17 protein-coding genes are annotated in these 15,229 nt (G+C 71.8%); 7 read left to right on the top strand and 10 right to left on the bottom strand.

Translation table 11 applies throughout. The annotated features are described in order from the left end of the window. The first annotated feature begins 89 nt into the window (after positions 1–89). From LPC04_RS06065 to LPC04_RS06045, 5 genes are all read left to right on the top strand, one after another. Complete coding sequence (locus LPC04_RS06065) at positions 90–1,706, top strand: FAD-binding oxidoreductase (RefSeq protein WP_275681286.1); 1,617 nt, start codon at positions 90–92, stop codon at positions 1,704–1,706. Then, positions 1,703–1,918 carry a hypothetical protein gene (locus tag LPC04_RS06060; RefSeq protein WP_275681285.1) on the top strand — a complete coding sequence of 72 codons (216 nt, stop codon included), beginning with the start codon at positions 1,703–1,705 and terminating at the stop codon, positions 1,916–1,918. The genes LPC04_RS06065 and LPC04_RS06060 overlap by 4 nt, the downstream gene beginning before the upstream one ends. Then, positions 1,915–3,549, top strand: coding sequence for a glycerol-3-phosphate dehydrogenase/oxidase (locus tag LPC04_RS06055; RefSeq protein ID WP_275681284.1), 1,635 nt, complete (start codon positions 1,915–1,917; stop codon positions 3,547–3,549). The genes LPC04_RS06060 and LPC04_RS06055 overlap by 4 nt, the downstream gene beginning before the upstream one ends. Then, entirely contained in the window at positions 3,546–5,120 is a 1,575-nt protein-coding gene (locus LPC04_RS06050) for an FGGY-family carbohydrate kinase (RefSeq protein ID WP_275681283.1), read from the top strand. Before LPC04_RS06055 ends, LPC04_RS06050 begins: the two co-directional genes overlap by 4 nt. A 205-nt stretch (positions 5,121–5,325) precedes the next feature. Further along, positions 5,326–5,589 (top strand): hypothetical protein, encoded by a 264-nt coding sequence (locus LPC04_RS06045; RefSeq protein WP_275681282.1) that lies wholly within the window; start codon positions 5,326–5,328, stop codon positions 5,587–5,589. A gap of 65 nt (positions 5,590–5,654) precedes the next feature. On the opposite strand, the gene LPC04_RS06040 is transcribed toward LPC04_RS06045, so the two are convergent. The 8 genes from LPC04_RS06040 to LPC04_RS06005 all read right to left on the bottom strand — a co-directional run bounded on the left by LPC04_RS06040 (position 5,655) and on the right by LPC04_RS06005 (position 13,061). Next, the gene (locus LPC04_RS06040) at positions 5,655–7,043 is read right to left on the bottom strand and encodes a porin (protein WP_275681281.1); all 1,389 of its coding nucleotides are present in this window, start codon (positions 7,041–7,043) and stop codon (positions 5,655–5,657) included. A 5-nt stretch (positions 7,044–7,048) separates the two neighbouring features. Continuing rightward, on the bottom strand, positions 7,049–8,407 hold the full coding sequence (locus LPC04_RS06035; protein ID WP_275681280.1) for a cytochrome-c peroxidase: 1,359 nt from the start codon (positions 8,405–8,407) through the stop codon (positions 7,049–7,051). Positions 8,408–8,684: 277 nt separating this feature from the next. Then, positions 8,685–9,359, bottom strand: coding sequence for a YoaK family protein (locus LPC04_RS06030; protein ID WP_275681279.1), 675 nt, complete (start codon positions 9,357–9,359; stop codon positions 8,685–8,687). A gap of 87 nt (positions 9,360–9,446) precedes the next feature. Further along, positions 9,447–10,001, bottom strand: a complete 555-nt coding sequence (locus LPC04_RS06025) for a GNAT family N-acetyltransferase (RefSeq protein ID WP_275681278.1) — start codon at positions 9,999–10,001, stop codon at positions 9,447–9,449. 124 nt (positions 10,002–10,125) lie between these two features. Then, entirely contained in the window at positions 10,126–11,205 is a 1,080-nt protein-coding gene (modC, locus tag LPC04_RS06020) for a molybdenum ABC transporter ATP-binding protein (protein WP_275681277.1), read from the bottom strand. Beyond that, positions 11,202–11,906, bottom strand: a complete 705-nt coding sequence (modB, locus tag LPC04_RS06015) for a molybdate ABC transporter permease subunit (RefSeq protein ID WP_275681276.1) — start codon at positions 11,904–11,906, stop codon at positions 11,202–11,204. The genes modC and modB overlap by 4 nt, the downstream gene beginning before the upstream one ends. Positions 11,907–11,910: 4 nt before the next feature. Next, a complete protein-coding gene (gene modA / locus LPC04_RS06010; protein ID WP_275681275.1) occupies positions 11,911–12,669 on the bottom strand; it encodes a molybdate ABC transporter substrate-binding protein in 759 nt (252 codons plus the stop codon). Next, a complete protein-coding gene (locus tag LPC04_RS06005) occupies positions 12,666–13,061 on the bottom strand; it encodes a VOC family protein (RefSeq protein WP_275681274.1) in 396 nt (131 codons plus the stop codon). The genes modA and LPC04_RS06005 overlap by 4 nt, the downstream gene beginning before the upstream one ends. A gap of 133 nt (positions 13,062–13,194) precedes the next feature. Here LPC04_RS06005 and LPC04_RS06000 point away from each other — a divergent pair, with 133 nt between their 5' ends. Together LPC04_RS06000 and LPC04_RS05995 are read left to right on the top strand one after the other, a co-directional pair. Then, positions 13,195–14,094, top strand: coding sequence for a hypothetical protein (locus LPC04_RS06000; RefSeq protein ID WP_275681273.1), 900 nt, complete (start codon positions 13,195–13,197; stop codon positions 14,092–14,094). A 23-nt stretch (positions 14,095–14,117) separates the two neighbouring features. Continuing rightward, positions 14,118–14,570: a hypothetical protein gene (locus LPC04_RS05995; protein ID WP_275681272.1), complete on the top strand. Its 453-nt coding sequence runs from the start codon at positions 14,118–14,120 to the stop codon at positions 14,568–14,570. A gap of 10 nt (positions 14,571–14,580) precedes the next feature. Here the strand turns inward: LPC04_RS05995 and LPC04_RS05990 are convergent, their stop codons facing one another. Further along, positions 14,581–14,997, bottom strand: coding sequence for a DOPA 4,5-dioxygenase family protein (locus LPC04_RS05990; RefSeq protein WP_275681271.1), 417 nt, complete (start codon positions 14,995–14,997; stop codon positions 14,581–14,583). Between the two features lie 80 nt (positions 14,998–15,077). Next, positions 15,078–15,224 (bottom strand): lmo0937 family membrane protein, encoded by a 147-nt coding sequence (locus tag LPC04_RS05985; protein WP_275681270.1) that lies wholly within the window; start codon positions 15,222–15,224, stop codon positions 15,078–15,080. Positions 15,225–15,229 lie beyond the last annotated feature (5 nt).

Genomic DNA, 15,229 nt, shown 5'->3' with positions numbered 1-15,229 from the left:
GCGTTCGGCGCACCATCGCGGCGTAGCGTCCGGGGCCTCGTCTTTCCAGGCTTCGTGGGCGCATTCGACCTGAAAACGAGTATAGCCACATGACCACCGAACGACGCTGGAACGGCTGGGGCGATGCCAGCGTGCACGAAGAGCTCAAGCCCGAGGCGCGCGCCTTCCTGGCGCAGGCCATCGGCGAGGGCCAGCCGCCGTCGGACGCCACCTTCGCCGCCGCGCTGGCGCAGGTCGACGCCCAGCCCTCGCGGCTGCCGCCGCATCCGCTGGTCGACACGCGCGCCGAGACGCGCCTGCGCGCCAGCTTCGGCCAGTCCATGCACGACTGGCTGCGGCTGCGCTTCGGCGTCCTGGGGCGCGTGACCGACGGCGTCGCCTTCCCGAGCAGCAGCGCCGAGGTGCGCGCGCTGCTGACGTGGGCGCGCGAGCAGGGCGTGCAGGTGCTGCCCTCCGGCGGCGCGACCAGCGTCGCCGGCCACCTCACGCCGGTGGGCGCCGCGCCGGTGCTCACGCTCAACATGGGCCGCATGATGCGGCTGCTCGATCTCGACCCGGTGGCGCAGCTCGCGCGCTTCGAGGCCGGCGTCGCCGGGCCCGACCTCGAGGCCCAGCTGCGCGCCCACGGCTTCACGCTGGGCCACTTTCCGCAGAGCTTCGAGTTGTCGACCCTCGGCGGCTGGGTGGTGACGCGCTCGTCGGGCCAGCAGTCGGCGCGCTACGGCCGCATCGAGCAGCTGTTCGCCGGCGGCACGCTGCAGACGCCGGAGCGCGAATGGACGCTGCCGACCTTCCCCGCCTCGGCCGCCGGCCCCGACCTGCGCGAGTGGGTGCTCGGCTCCGAAGGCCGCATCGGCGTGCTGACCGAGGCCAGCGTGCGCGTGACGCGCGCGCCCGTGGCCGAGCGCTTCGTCGGCATCTTCTTCCCCGACTGGGCCAGCGGCCTGGCCGCGGTGCGCCGCCTCGGGCAGGCCAGGCTGGGGCTGTCGATGCTGCGCCTGGCCAATCCGGCCGAGACCTTCACGACGCTGCAGATGGCCGGCCACGCGGGCGCGATCCGCTGGCTCGAGCGCTACCTGTCGCTCAACGGCGCGGGCGAGGGCAAGTGCCTGCTGTTCGCCGGCTTCACCGGTGCCAGCGCGGGCGCCGTCCGTTCGATGCAGCGCGCGGCCGCGGCGATCTGGCAGGAGCACGGCGGCGTCTCCACCGGCACCGTGCTGGGCAGGAAGTGGGCGCAGCGCCGCTTCGCCAACGTCTACCTGCGCAACGCGCTGTGGGACGCCGGCTATGCGGTCGACACGATGGAGACCGCGTGCGACTGGCCGCGCGTCGACGCGATGGTGCACGCGCTGGAGACCGCCGGCCGCGGCGCGCTGGCACGGCACGGCGAGCGCACGCATTGCTACACGCACCTGTCGCACGTCTACGCGCAGGGCTCCAGCGTCTACTCGACCTTCGTCTATCGCATCGGCGCGGACTACGACAGCGCGCTCGCCCGCTGGCAGTCGCTCAAGACCGCCGTCGGCGACGCGATCGTCGCGCAGGGCGGCACGATCACGCATCAGCACGGCGTCGGCAAGGACCACGCGCGCTGGCTGGCGGCCGAGAAGGGCGCGACGGGCATGTCCGCCATCGCCGCGATGGTGCGCGAGTTCGATCCGCAGGGCGTGATGGCGCGCGGCAACCTGCTGGGCGACATCGAATGAGCATCGATCGCCGCCTCGCGTTCGCGCGTGCGCGCACGCCCGTGGCCGTCGCGATGCGCGTCGTCGCCGCGGCGTTGGCCGCATTGCAGCCGGAGCCGGCTGCGCGTCGCAGCGTCTTCGTCGGCCCGCGGCCCGCGCGCCGGGTCGCGCCGCGCGACACGGCGGACGCCAAGGCCAGCCTGCCGCCGCGCGGCTGCGAGGACCTGCATTGACCGAGGTCGACATCCTCGTCGTCGGCGGCGGCATCGCCGGGGCCGGCGTCGCGCTGGAGGCGGCGCGCCGCGGCCTGGCCGTGATGCTCGTGGAGGCGCGCGATTTCGCGTGGGGCAGCTCGTCGCGCTCGTCCAAGCTCGTGCACGGCGGCCTGCGCTACCTGCGCGAGGGCGCGTTCGGCCTGACGCGCGAATCGGTGCGCGAGCGCGGCCGGCTGCTGCAGGACGCGCCGGGGCTCGTCGAGGCGCAGCGCTTCCTGATGGGCCACTACGAAGGCCGCAGCCCCAGCCGGCGCACGATGGTCACGGGTCTGGCGATCTACGACGCGATGGCCGGCCAGCGCACGCGCGGCTTCCACACGCCCGACGAGGTGCGCGCGCTCGCGCCGCACATGGACGACACGCACTTGCTGGGGGCGTCCAGCTACCTCGACGCCAAGACCGACGACGCGCGCCTGGTGATGCGCGTGCTGCAGGAGGCGCAGCAGCACGGCGCGCGCGTGGTCAACCGCGCGGCGGTGAAGTCGCTGCTGCGCGCGGGCGACGCAGACATGCCGCTGTCGTCGCTGTCGGCCGACGGCGGCGCCGCGCCGAAGCCGGGCACCGTCGTCGGTGCGCGCATCGAGGGCGCGGGCTTCACCGGCGCGGTGCGGGCGCGCTGCGTCGTCAACGCCACCGGCTTCTGGGCCGACGGCCTGCGCCGCGGCCTGGGCACGCCGATGCTGCGGCCTCTCCGCGGCAGCCATCTCGTGTTTCCGCTGTGGAAGTTGCCGGTCGCGCAGACGGTGAGTCTCTACCACCCGCGCGACGGCCGCCCTGTCTTCGCGACGCCGTGGGAGGGCGTCGCGCTGGTGGGCACGACCGACCTCGACCACCACGACGATCCCGACATCGAGCCGAGCATCACGGCCGACGAGACGGCCTACCTCGTCGAGGCGGTGCGCCAGGCCTTCCCGCGCCTGGACCTGCGCGCGGCCGACGCGATCTGCAGCTTCGCCGGCGTGCGTCCGGTGGTCGACGATCGCGCCGGCGGCGGCGATCCGTCGAAGGCGCCGCGCGAGCACGTCGTGCGCGACGAGCACGGCCTGATCACGGTCACCGGCGGCAAGCTGACGACCTTCCGTGTCAACGCGCTCGACGCGCTGCGCCACGCCGCGCCTTACCTGGCGCCATCGTCCGTCGCCGGCGATGCGGCCGTCGCTGCGACGACCAGCGCCGACGCCTTCGACTATCGCGCGGCCGACCCGATCTTCGCGCCCCAGCCCGAGGCGCCCGAACTGCTCGCGCTTCCGCACGGCCTGCGCAGCCGCCTCGCCGGACGCTTCGGCCGCCACGCGCGGGTGCTGCTGCGCGAGTCCGCGCCGGCCGACCTCGAACCCATCGCCGGCACGGCCACGCCCTGGGCCGAGCTGCACTGGGCGCTGCGCCACGAACAGGTTCGCTTCCTCGACGACCTGCTGCTGCGCCGCACGCGCCTGGGCCTGCTGCTGCCCGAAGGCGCCGCCGCGCTCCTGCCACGTCTCGAACCGGTGGCGCGCGAGGCGCTCGGCTGGTCTGCCGGAGAATGGCGCGACCAGCGCGAGCGCTACGCGCGCATCATTGCCAGCTGCTACTGCGTGCCCACCCCATGACCGTTGCCCGTCCCGACGACCTCCTGCTCTCGATCGACTGCGGCACGCAGAGCGTGCGCGCGCTGCTGTTCGACCCGCTCGGCAACCTGGTGGCGAAGTCGCAGCTCGCGCTGGACGACTACGTCGTCGAGCAACCCGGCTGGATGGCGCACGACGTCGACGGCTTCTGGGCCGCCAGCGCGCGTGCCTGCCGCCAGCTGTGGCTGGATCGTCCGGAGCTCGCCGCGCGGGTGCGCGGCGTCACGGTGACCACGCAGCGCGGCACCATCATGCCCATCGACGCGCAGGGCAACGCGGCGCTGCCCGCGCTGGTCTGGCTCGACCAGCGCCGCGCGGCGAAGGTGCCGCAGATCGGCGTGGCGTGGCGCACGGCATTCCGCCTCGCGGGCGTCGCCGACACCATCCGCTACTTCCAGCGAGAGGCCGAGGTCAACTGGTGGGCCGAGAACGAGCCCGCGGCCTGGGCGCGCACGCACAAGGTGCTGCTGCTGTCGGGGCTGATCAACTGGAAGCTGACCGGCGAGTTCGTCGACTCGGTCGGTTCGCAGGTGGGCTACGTGCCGTTCGACTTCAAGGCGCATGCGTGGGCGAAGCCGTCGGACTGGAAGTGGCAGGCGCTTTCCGTGCGGCGCGAGCAGCTGCCCGAGCTGCGCCCCGTCGGCTCGACGCTGGGACGCGTCAGCGCCGCGGCGAGTACGGCCACGGGTATCCCCGCCGGCACGCCCGTGATCGCCGCGGCGGCCGACAAGGCCTGCGAGGTGCTGGGCTCGGGCTGCCTCGAGCCGCACGTCGGCGGCATCTCGTACGGCACCACGGCCACCATCAATGTCTGCACGAGGAAATACGCGGAGGCGCTGTCCTTCGTGCCGCCCTATCCGGCCGCCCTGCCCGACCACTTCGACAGCGAGGTGCAGATCTTCCGCGGCTACTGGATGGTGCGCTGGTTCAAGGAGCAGTTCGGCGATCGCGAGCGCAACGCGGCGCAGGAGCGCGGCGTCGCGCCCGAGGCGCTGCTCGACGAGCTCGTCGCCGCGGTGCCGCCCGGCTCGCTGGGCCTGGTGCTGCAGCCGTACTGGACGCCCGGCATCCGCCATCCCGGCCCCGACGCCAAGGGCGCGATCATCGGCTTCGGCGACGCCCACACGCGGGCGCACGTCTACCGCGCGATCCTCGAGGGCCTGGGCTACGCGCTGCGCGACGGGCGCGAGCGCGTCGAGAAGAAGACGGGCGTGGCGCTGACCGAGCTGCGGGTGTCGGGCGGCGGCTCGCAGTCCGACGCCGCGCTGCAGCTGACGGCCGACATCTTCCGCCTGCCGGCCAGCCGGCCGCACGTCTACGAGACCAGCGGCCTGGGCGCGGCGATCGACTGCGCGGTGGGCCTGGGCCTGCACGCCGACTTCCCGAGCGCCGTGCGCGCGATGACGCGCGTCGCGCGCACCTTCGAGCCCGATGCGAGGAACGCGGCGCTGTACGACCAGCTCTACGAGCAGGTCTACCAGAAGATGTACCCGCGGCTGGCGCCGCTGTACGCGCGCATCCGGGCCATCACGGGCTATCCGGCACGCGATTGACGCGACCCGGTTCGCGCAGGCCGCCTCGGCATTGGCGGCGTCCTTCCGGTGGGACGGCGGACGTGACGGCGGCGACGCCGCAATGACGCCAGGCTGAACTTGGCCACCCCGTGGTTCCACTGACTTCGCGCCGCGCGGGCGCGGCGTTGAATCCGCACGACGTGCCCGGCATCCCGGCCGGCGCTTCGAACCGATGGAGACAGTCATGACCTTCAGGAAGACGATGTCGCTGGTGGCCCTCGGCGCCGCCCTGGCCGCGGCAGGCACGGCGTTCGCGGGCCCCGAAGCCGGGCACCCGAACATCATCGCCGCGCGCGAGAACGCGCAGGCGGCGATCGAGAAGATGAAGGCGGCGCAGGCGGCCAACGAGTACGACATGGGCGGCCACGCCGCCAAGGCCGAGAAGCTGCTGCGCGAGGCCGAGGAGCAGATGCGCCTGGCCGCCGAAGCCGCCAACCGCCACAAGTAGGCCGCGCGACGCGCCAGACAAAAAGGGATCGCCGCGGCGATCCCTTTTTTCGAGCGCGGTGACGATCAGAACGCCAGGCCCAGACCCAGGTCGAAGCGGGTCAGGTCGGTGTTGGTGTTGAAGCGCTGGTAGTCGGCCTTCAGCACCACGTTCGGGTTGAGGTAGAAGTTGGCGCCCGCCGTCCAGACGCGGTCGTGCGGCTGCGGCCACGGCTTGCCGTCGGAGGCCAGGCCGGTGGGCACGGTCGAGAAGCCCGGGGCGATGCCGGCGTAGCTGGCGCCCATGTCGTAGTGCTCCCAGCGCACGAACGGCGTCAGCTTCTCGCCGCCGCTTTCCCACACCTTGTAGGCGCCCTGCACGTAGTAGCCGAGGAACGACGACGGGATCGGGTTGGACACGCCGGTGTTGTCGAGGTTGTAGGTGGCCGTCTTGGAGATCGTGCCGCGCGCATAGACGGCCGAGATGTCGGCGTTGCCCGGTGTCCAGCGCGCGTGCGTCTCCCACAGCGTCAGGCGCGACTGCGGCAGGTTGGCCGGCACCGCGGGCAGCGCGAGGTTGCCGGTGAACGCGAAGCCGCCCAGCTGCAGACCCGGCACGCCGACGTAGTTCAGGCCGGCGTACTGCGACAGGTGCTGCGCGTTGGCCAGCTGCAGCTCCTGGTGCATGGCCTGCATCGGCGCGATGTCGTTGTCTTCCATGTCCAGCGCCGTGCGGTACTGCGGATCCTCGGGGCTGTTGTTCCAGCCGCCCAGGTTCAGGCCGGTGGTGACGCCCAGATCCCAGGTCAGGCCGATGTCGCTGGTGCCGTGCAGGCCGAGGCCGCCTTCGCGCCAGGTGCTGGGGATGATCAGCGTCTCGACGAAGTTGCGCTGCACGCCGAAGTAGTTGGTCGGCTCGTGGTGCTCGTTGAGCAGGCCCACGGGCATCAGGTACAGGCCGGCCTTGGCGTTGATCGAGTCGGTCAGCTGGTGGTCGATGTAGAACTGCTCGACCTCGAACTCGCCGGCGTCGCTCGACGAGGCCACCGCGTGCTCGACCTCGAACTCGGAGTTGAAGCTGGTGCGGTCGTCGAACTTGTAGCCGATGCCGAACACGGCGCGCGCGAGGTCGGCCTCGGTCAGGCTCTTGTCCTTGGTCGGATGCGTGTAGTAGATCTCGCCGTAGCCCCACAGGCCCAGGTTGGGCGAGATGGCGCTGGCGGGCGCAGGCGCCGGAGCCGGCGCGGCCGCGACGACGGGCGGCGGCGCCGCGGCGGCCTTGGCCTGCGCGGCGGCGAGCGCGTCGTTCTGCGCCTTCACGCGCGCCAGCTCCTGCTTCATCGCGTCGAGCTGCTGCTGCATCTGGTTGATCTGGTTGGCCAGCTTTTCGGCGATGTCGGGCGACGTCTCGGCGGCGCGGGCCGACGTCAGCAGGCACAGGGACAGGGCGGCGAGGGCGGCAGGCGTGTTTTTCATGGGGTTCAGCGGCTCTGGGAAGTCGGGAAGGCGGCCGTCGCGTGGACGGCGGCCTGGCATTGCGCGGGCAGCACCTGGGCGCCCGGATGGGCCGGGTCGTAGCCGTCGGTCAGCGTGCACAGGAAGGTGATGACGTCGTCGATCTCGTCGGGCGACAGGGCCGGCGTGTCGCCGATCGAGCGGTTGTACGGAATCTCGCTCGTGTTGACGTTGCCGAGATAGCCGGCATCGCTGCCGACGACGCCCGGCGTCACGACGAACTGGCCGCCGTAGATCGCGGGCAGGTCGTCGAACTTGGTGACCGTGCCGTCGGCGTTCATCGGGTACCACTCCTCGGGGTTGGTGTCGCGCCGCACGTAGAAGCCGATCGCGTCCTTCAGCGTCGTGAAGCGGCCGTTGTGGAAGTAGGGCGCGGTGACGGCGATGTTGCGCAGCGTGGGCACCTTGAACTGGCCGCAGTTGCTGAAGAAGTTGACGGTCTGCTCGCGGAACGGGCCGCACACGCCCAGGTCGTAGTACGCCTGGATGCCGTCGTCGCTGTCGACGGGCGTGCCCGCGGGCGCCGACGCGGCGTTGGCCGGGATCAGGCCGTTGCGCGGGATGCCCAGGTTGTCGTAGCTGAAGTCGGTGAACATCGGCGGGTGGACGCCGTCGCCCGAGGTGCTCGGATGGCACGCGCTGCAGTTGCCCTTGGTGGCGTTGTTGAACAGCGCGAGCCCGCGCAGTTCCTGTGCCGAGAGCTGGACCTGGCCGTTCTGGAACGCGTCGTACTTGCTCGAGAACGGATGGAACGACGGCTCCTCCGTCTCGAAGGCCGCGAGCGCCTGGCCCATGCGCGCGAGCGCGGTCGCGGGGTCGTCCAGCACCGCGCTGCCGTACAGCGCCTGGAAGTCGGCGAGGTAGGGCCGCGTCTTGAGCCGCGCGATGACGGCGCTCGCGTCGGCATTGCCCATCTCGAAGGACGTGGTGAACGGCAGCACGGCCTGGTCGGCCAGCGTGTTGGCGCGGCCGTCGCGGAAGAAGCCGCCGTTGGGCCCGCCGTCGGCGTCGATGGTGAACGCCGGGATCAGCGATGCGTACATCAGCGAGGGCGTGTTGCGGAAGCCGGTCTGGTTCATGCCGGCGCCGCCGATGGGCACGGGCGAGCCGTGGTCGACGCCGCTGGCGCTCGCATCCTCGGCGAACGCGGAGCCCGTGACGTGGCAGCTCGCGCACGACTGCGTGCCGGAGACCGACAGCGTCGCGTCGTTGAAGATCTTCTGGCCCAGCTGCGCCGCGGCCGACAGCGCGATGGCGCCGCTGCCGGTCGCGGGCGGTGGCGCGGAGTCGCTGCCGCCGCCGCAGGCCGCGAGCAGCAGGCACATCGAGAGCGCCAGCCCCCATCCTCTCGGCGCAGGAGCCGAAACCAAGCCAGGAATCGTCATTGTCTGTGCATGCCGCGCGTGACCCGATCGCCAGGCGCTGATTGGTAGTGCAATTGCGATTGATTCGCAATCAGATCCGCGACTTTACAGACCCGCAGCGATGAGGACAAGGCCGGACGCCTTGTTCAAGGGTTTTGCCAGCGAGAGGACGGGCCTGTTGTGGCGCTTCCGCCGCAACCTGGACGCGACGGGCAGCTCCTGGGCTGTCAGTGAGCGCTCACGGTTCGCGCGTCTCGGCCATCGTCAGCGGTATGACGGCCAGGAGCGGCGGCACGACGAAGCAGTCCATCCTGAACTGGCTGAACAGCAGCGCGCCGCCGGCGCAGCCGAGCGCGAAGGCGCCGACGTTGGCGCCCATGCGCCCGAGGCGGGCCCTGGCAGCGGCGCGTTGCTCGTCCTGCAACCCGCCGCGCAGCAGGTCGGCAATGTCGATCATCATCTGCGTGGTGGTGCCCGTCATCAGTGTGGTGGGCGGCGCGGTGCCGAGATGGATGCGCGAGATCGCGTTCTGGATCGCCATCGCGGACACGAGCAGCATGCCGGTGACCACGGCCGCCGGCTGGCCGGCGTCGCGCACCGGCCCGATCCAGATCGCCATCGCCGCGCCCGCCGCCAGCAGCAGGAGCTTGAGCCACAGCACCGTGCGCAGCACCGGCAGGCCCAGGCGCGGCAGGGCCGGTGCGAGCAGCCGCGTGACGAGGATGACCACGCAGAACACCGGCAGCGCCAGCAGCTTGGCCAGGATGCCCGAGGTGCCCAGCACCAGCGCCGCGCCCAGCGTCACGAAGTTGCCGGTGACGTGCGCCGTGAACAGCCCCTGCAACGCGAGGAAGCCGGCCGTGTCGACATAGCCCGCGTTGAGGCTCAGGAAGACGGGGACGCTGAATTTCATGGGCGCACCGGACGCAGCGAGGCGATGCGTCCGACGATACGCGGCTTGGCCGGCGCTGGCCGGCAATGCCCCTTCGGTGGCGCGACTTCAGCCCCGCGCGGCGTCCCGGCGGTATTCGAGCGTCACCGTGCCGTGGCCGGAGCGCGCGCCGAGCGCGAAGCCGCAGGACTTGAGCAGGCCGCTCATCGCGGTCGACGCGAAGGCCACGCGTGCGTACACGTGCGCGCTCTGCGCGTCGCGCACGAGGCTGGTCAGCAGGTGCCGTCCCAGGCCGGCGCCGCGGAACGACGGATGCACGGTCATCGCGAACAGCTCGATGCTCTCGCGCCAGGATCCCGGCGTGTCCTCGACCAGCATCGCGAATCCGGCGGTGGCGCGGCCCGCCTGCACGACGAACGCCCGCCCGCCGGCGCCGTTGCGCGCGCCCGGCAGCGGCGTGACGCCGTCCGACACGACGGCCTGGACCTGGTGCCACAGCCCCTGCAGCACGTCGGGCCGCGTGCAGTCGCAGCCGAAGTGGCCATCGCGCGAGCCGGCGACGATCGCGTCGACGATGAACGGCACGTCGGCCGCCGACGCCAGGTGGATGCGGGGAGCGAGGACGGCGGCCGCGGTGGCGTCCTGGAACGAGGAATCGAGCACGATGCACCTGTCGAAAGGAGGTGCCCCGGTTGTAGTGGGCCGGCCGCGTGCTGCCCGAACGCAAGCTTGCAGAAGTCCGTCAGTTGGCTATCGCATCACCTGGTCAGGGGATGGCGCGGTGCCCTCAGTCCAGCAACGCCACCGACTTCACCATCGCCCACACCGCCTGGCCCGGCGCCAGCCCCAATGCCTGCGCGGAGCGGCGCGTCACGCGCGCGAGGAGCGCGCTGGCGCCCGCCTGCGCGCGCACCCGCACCAGCACCTGCGACGGATGCGCGTCGTCGGCGAGCGCCTCGACGGTCGCCGGGATCTGGTTGACGATGCTGCTGCCAGGCTGCGCGACCAGGCTCAGCGACACGTCGCGCGCCAGCACGCGAAGGCGGATGCGATGGCCGATCGGCAGACCGGGGTCGCGGGTCCAGAAGGCGGCGCCGGGGACGTCGAGGCGCGCCATGTGCCACGGCGCGTCGAGCGCGCCGACCTCGCCGAGCAGCACGACGCCGGCGTCCTCGCCCGGCGGCAGCGGCAGGTCGAGGCGGCTCAGCAGGTCGGCGACGGCGCCCGAGGCGACGGCCTTGCCGGCGTCCATCAGCACGACGTGGTCGGCCAGCCGCGCGACCTCCGCGATCGCGTGGCTGACGTAGACGATGGTGATGCCGGACAGCTCGTTGAGGCGCTCGATCGCCGGCAGGATCTCCGCCTTGCGCGCGGCGTCGAGCGCGGCCAGCGGCTCGTCCATCAGCAGCACGCGCGGGCTGACCGCCAGCGCGCGCGCGATCGCGACGCGCTGGCGCTCGCCGCCGGACAGGCCCGCCGTCCCGCGTGCGAGCAGCGACTCGATGCCGGTCCAGGCGATCGCGTCCTCCATCGACACGCGGCGCTCCGACGGGGCGAGCCGCTTCCAGCCGAATTCGACGTTGGCGCGCACATCCAGGTGCTCGAACAGGCTGGCCTCCTGGAACACGACGCCGACCGCGCGGCGATGCGTGGGCACGAACACGCCGGCGGCGTCGTCCTGCCAGACCTCGCCGCCGACGACGACGCGTCCGCCGGGCGCGCGCTCGAGGCCGGCGAGGCAGCGCAGCAGCGTCGTCTTGCCGCAGCCCGACGGGCCGAACAGCGCACTGACGCCGCGCGCGGGCAGGGTCAGCGCGACGTCCAGCGTGAAGGCGCCGCGCGGCAGGCGCAGGGTCGCTTCGATCATGCGCTTGGCGGGCCGATCAGCGCGCCCCGGGTTCGCAGCCGATAGACCCACAGCAGCACCGCGAAGCTGAAGACGAGCAGCAGCGCCGCGAGCCGATGGGCCGCGGGGTATTCGAGCGCCTCGACGTGGTTGTACAGCTGCGTGGAGATCACGCGTGTCGCGCCGGGGATGTTGCCGCCGATCATCAGCACCACGCCGAATTCGCCGACGGTGTGCGCGAAGCCCAGCACCGCGGCCGTGATCATGCCGCGCCGCGCGAGCGGCAGCGCCACGTGCGCGAAGCGTTCCCACGGGCCGGCGCGCAGCGTGGCCGCGGCCTCGAGCGGGCGCGCGCCGATGGCCTCGAACGCGGTCTGCAGCGGCTGCACGACGAAGGGCATCGAATACAGCATCGACGCGATCACAAGGCCGGCGAAGCTGAACGGCAGCAGCCCGATGCCGAGCGCCTGCGTCGCCTTGCCGACCCAGCCGTGCGGGCCCATCAGCATCAGCAGGTAGAAGCCCAGCACCGTCGGCGGCAGCACCAGCGGCAGCGCGACGAGCGCGGCCAGCGGCGCCTTCCAGCGCGAACGCGTGTGCGCGAGCCACCACGCGAGCGGCGTGCCGAGCACGAGCAGCAACGCGGTGACGACGAACGCCAGCTTGAGCGTCAGCGCCACCGCCTGCAGGTCGGTGGCCCAGTCGACGTCGACCGCGTTCAATGCGTCACCAGCTGTAGCCGTAGGCCTTGATCACGACGCGCGCCTTGTCGCTCGCGAGGTAGTCGACGAACTCCGTCGCGGCCTTGTTGACCTTGGTCGCCGCGATGACGACGGCGTCCTGCTTGATCGGCGTGTAGAGGTTGTCCGGCACCAGCCACATCGAGCCGGGCACCTTGGAGCCGTCCGGCGGCTGCACCTGGCCCAGCGCGACGAAGCCGAGTTCGGCGTTGCCGCTCTGCACGAACTGCAGCGCCTGGCCGATGTTCTCCGCCGTCACGATGCGCGGCTGCACGCCGTCGGTGAGCTTGAGCGCGGCCAGCGTCTCCTTGGCCGCCTGGCCGTAGGGCGCGAGCTTGGCGTCGGCGACGGACAGGTGCTTCCACTTGTCCGACTTCAGCACCTCGCCCCTGCCGTCGACCAGTGCCGGGTCGGCCGACCACAGCACCAGCTTGCCGATCGCGTACGTGTGCAGCGTGCCGGGCACGGCCTTGCCTTCGGTGACCAGCGTGCCGGGCGTGACCTGGTCGGCCGCGAGCAGCACGTCGAACGGCGCACCGGCCTCGATCTGCGCGTAGAACTTGCCGGTCGCGCCGAACGACAGCTTGACCGTGTGGCCCGTGTCATGCTCGAACTGCGCGGCGATCTTCTGCGCGGCGGCCGAGAAGTTGGCAGCGACCGCCACCTGGACTTCGTCGGCCTGCGCGGACAACGCGAACGCGGCGACGGTGAGGCCGAACAGCGCGCGGGGGAACGTCAGCGTCATGAGTGATCCTCGGGGTCATGGCAGACGGCCTCGATGTTGTGGCCGTCCGGGTCGTGCACGAAGGCCCCATAGTAATTCGGGTGGTAGTGGGCGCGCAGGCCCGGAGGGCCATTGCACGCGCCGCCCGCGGCGAGCGCGGCGGCGTGGAACGCGCGCACCTGGGCCCGCGTGGCGACGCGGAACGCCACGTGGATCGGCGGGCGATTGGGCGTGCCGGCGGCGATCCAGAAGTCGGGCTTGGGCGGCTCGCCGTAGCCGGCCACGGCCGTCGTGCCGGTGATCCCGGAGCCGAATTCCAGCAGCTTCGCATAGCCGATGGCGGCGAGCGCCGTCGTGTAGAACGCCTTGCTGGCAGCGAAGTCGCTGACGGTGACGCCGGTGTGGTCGATCATGGATGCGGAACCTCGTTGATGAGCCGGCGATTTTGCGTCAGGCTGGCGGCCATCCCCCCAGGACGAGCAGTGCACCCGCGACGCCGCGAACGTAGACTGCGCGCCACCACAACAGACCGAGCCGGAGATGTCCATGTCGAACCGCCTGCGTGCGCCCTGGTTGCCGGCCGCCATCGCGATGAGCCTGCTCGCCGGCTGTGCCGCGCAGATGCAGCCGGTCGCCGACTTCGGGGCCTCGGCCAACCACCTGGCCGGCGCCTACAAGCCCTTCACGACGGGCCTCGAAGACAGCTGCGAGCAGCAACAGCGCACCGTGGCGCTCAGCGCCCCGGGCAACTACGACGACGAGGTCGTCTGGCGCGACGCCAGGGCCTTCTGCGCGCAGTACAAGCGGGCGGGCGCCGAGGCGGCGGCGATCGCCGACGGCCTGTCGGCCTACGCGGTCGCGCTCGTGAGGCTGTCGGGGGCCAGGCCCACCGTCTTCGACAGCGAGATCCGCCAGGCCTCCGGTGAACTCGGCGCGATGACGCACGACGGCGAGCCCGTGATCGCGAACCAGGAGCTGAACGTCGCCACCAAGGCCCTGCGCGCGACGGCGCTGCTGGTCGTCGAAGGCCGGCTGCAGACGCTGACGAAGTCGACCCTGCAGGAGAACCAGGCGCCGCTCGAGGTCGTCGTCAACGCGATGAAGCGCTACGCCGACAAGATCTACGACCACCAGCTCACGGACACCCGGGCCGTCCTCATCGGCGAGCACGCCAGCTTCGTCGCCGCGTCGAACGCGGCGACGTCGTCCGATGTGCCACGCGTGCTGCCCTGGCGCCTCGCGCAGCCGGGGCTGCGGGCCGACATCGATGCCAACAGGCTGGCGCACGATCATGTCCTCGCGTTCGACGAGGCCGCCGACGCGCTCGTCAAGGCGCACGCTGACCTGGCCGCCAACTTCGACACGCTGCACGGCGTCCTGCAGTTGAAGCAGGTGCAGGACTTCGTCGCCAAGGTGCAGGCGCTCAAGGCCTCCGCCGCGCTGTGACCCCCGCCATCGAGAGGATCGCCATGACCGCCCCCACCGCCGCCGACATCGCCGCCACCACGCTCGCCAGCACCGCCGCGCCCACCGCGGACGACACCTTCGACGCGCTGACGCAGCTGGCGGACGCGGCCGGCCACGTGTCGACCGTGCTGTTCAACTACCGGCGCGACAACCCCGACGCGGCCGACGTCGCCCAGGCGCTGAACCTCGAGCTCGCGCTGGACAAGCGTGCGATCGAGCTGCGCACGCAGGCCGTCACGCTGCTCGGTTCGCAGGCGGCCGACGCGGTCGCGCAGTTGAAGCAGGCGGCCGGCAAGATCAACGGATTCCTCGCCGACGTCAAGAAGATCGAAGGCCAGCTCACGGTCGCCAGCGCGGTGATCGGCCTGGCCGCCGCGGCGCTGGTGGGCGACACCGGCGGCATCTTCACCGCCATCGGCGGCGTCTACACCGCGCTGCAGTCCGCCAAGAGCTGACGCAGCAGGCTCAGGGCGCGATCGTCGGCGCCGTGTTGGGCGCCGGCGCGAGCTCGGGCTCGTCGTCGGTGCCCAGGATCTCCTGCCGCACGATGGGCAGAACCTCGCCCATCCACAGCGCGTGCGTCAGGTGGTCGCGCCGGCTGTCGCGCGTGTTCGGATGCACGAGCACCGTCAAACCTTGCCGGTTGAGCATCAGCCACGGGACGAACTTGCCGAAGCTCGCGACGTCGAACGCGACCTGGTACATGGCGCGCGCGTGCGGCCCGACCAGGCCGTCGTGCACGCGCCCCAGCGCGACGCCGAAGCGCTCGCCGATCTGCGCGCGCAGGGCCAGCGCCGTCTCGCGCTGGGCGGGGCCGTCGAAGTAGATGTGCGCGTGGAAGCTGCCGATGGCAGCCAGCGGCTGGGGCGGGGTCGTGGTCATGCCCCGACTGTACCCAGCACGCAGATCGGCCCCGGCCGCATCTCTGCGACAGGGGCCGTCCGATCAGTCGACCAGGAGCGTCAGATCCCGCGTCCGCTGATCAGACGGAACAGCACCGCGATGATCGCGATGACGAGCAGGATGTGGATCAGGCCGCCCAGCGTCACCGAAGTGAGCATGCCGATGAGCCAGAGGATGACGAGGATGACGGCGATGGTGTAGAGCATGGTTT

This window comes from Scleromatobacter humisilvae (assembly GCF_023231945.1).
GTDB lineage: Bacteria > Pseudomonadota > Gammaproteobacteria > Burkholderiales > Burkholderiaceae_C > Scleromatobacter > Scleromatobacter humisilvae.
The sequence above is the reverse complement of the archived record's forward strand: the minus strand, read 5'-3'. Positions and strand labels throughout refer to the sequence as shown.

Bases quoted from the DNA above. Each gene is read 5' to 3' on its own strand.
- LPC04_RS06045 (WP_275681282.1), top strand. From the start codon at position 5,326: ATGACCTTCAGGAAGACGATGTCGCTGGTGGCCCTCGGCGCCGCCCTG.
- LPC04_RS06050 (WP_275681283.1), top strand. From the start codon at position 3,546: ATGACCGTTGCCCGTCCCGACGACCTCCTGCTCTCGATCGACTGCGGC.
- modC (WP_275681277.1), bottom strand. From the start codon at position 11,205: ATGATCGAAGCGACCCTGCGCCTGCCGCGCGGCGCCTTCACGCTGGAC.
- LPC04_RS05990 (WP_275681271.1), bottom strand. From the start codon at position 14,997: ATGACCACGACCCCGCCCCAGCCGCTGGCTGCCATCGGCAGCTTCCAC.
- LPC04_RS06000 (WP_275681273.1), top strand. From the start codon at position 13,195: ATGTCGAACCGCCTGCGTGCGCCCTGGTTGCCGGCCGCCATCGCGATG.
- LPC04_RS06065 (WP_275681286.1), top strand. From the start codon at position 90: ATGACCACCGAACGACGCTGGAACGGCTGGGGCGATGCCAGCGTGCAC.
- LPC04_RS05995 (WP_275681272.1), top strand. From the start codon at position 14,118: ATGACCGCCCCCACCGCCGCCGACATCGCCGCCACCACGCTCGCCAGC.
- LPC04_RS06060 (WP_275681285.1), top strand. From the start codon at position 1,703: ATGAGCATCGATCGCCGCCTCGCGTTCGCGCGTGCGCGCACGCCCGTG.
- LPC04_RS05985 (WP_275681270.1), bottom strand. From the start codon at position 15,224: ATGCTCTACACCATCGCCGTCATCCTCGTCATCCTCTGGCTCATCGGC.
- LPC04_RS06040 (WP_275681281.1), bottom strand. From the start codon at position 7,043: ATGAAAAACACGCCTGCCGCCCTCGCCGCCCTGTCCCTGTGCCTGCTG.
- LPC04_RS06030 (WP_275681279.1), bottom strand. From the start codon at position 9,359: ATGAAATTCAGCGTCCCCGTCTTCCTGAGCCTCAACGCGGGCTATGTC.
- modA (WP_275681275.1), bottom strand. From the start codon at position 12,669: ATGACGCTGACGTTCCCCCGCGCGCTGTTCGGCCTCACCGTCGCCGCG.
- LPC04_RS06005 (WP_275681274.1), bottom strand. From the start codon at position 13,061: ATGATCGACCACACCGGCGTCACCGTCAGCGACTTCGCTGCCAGCAAG.
- LPC04_RS06035 (WP_275681280.1), bottom strand. From the start codon at position 8,407: ATGTGCCTGCTGCTCGCGGCCTGCGGCGGCGGCAGCGACTCCGCGCCA.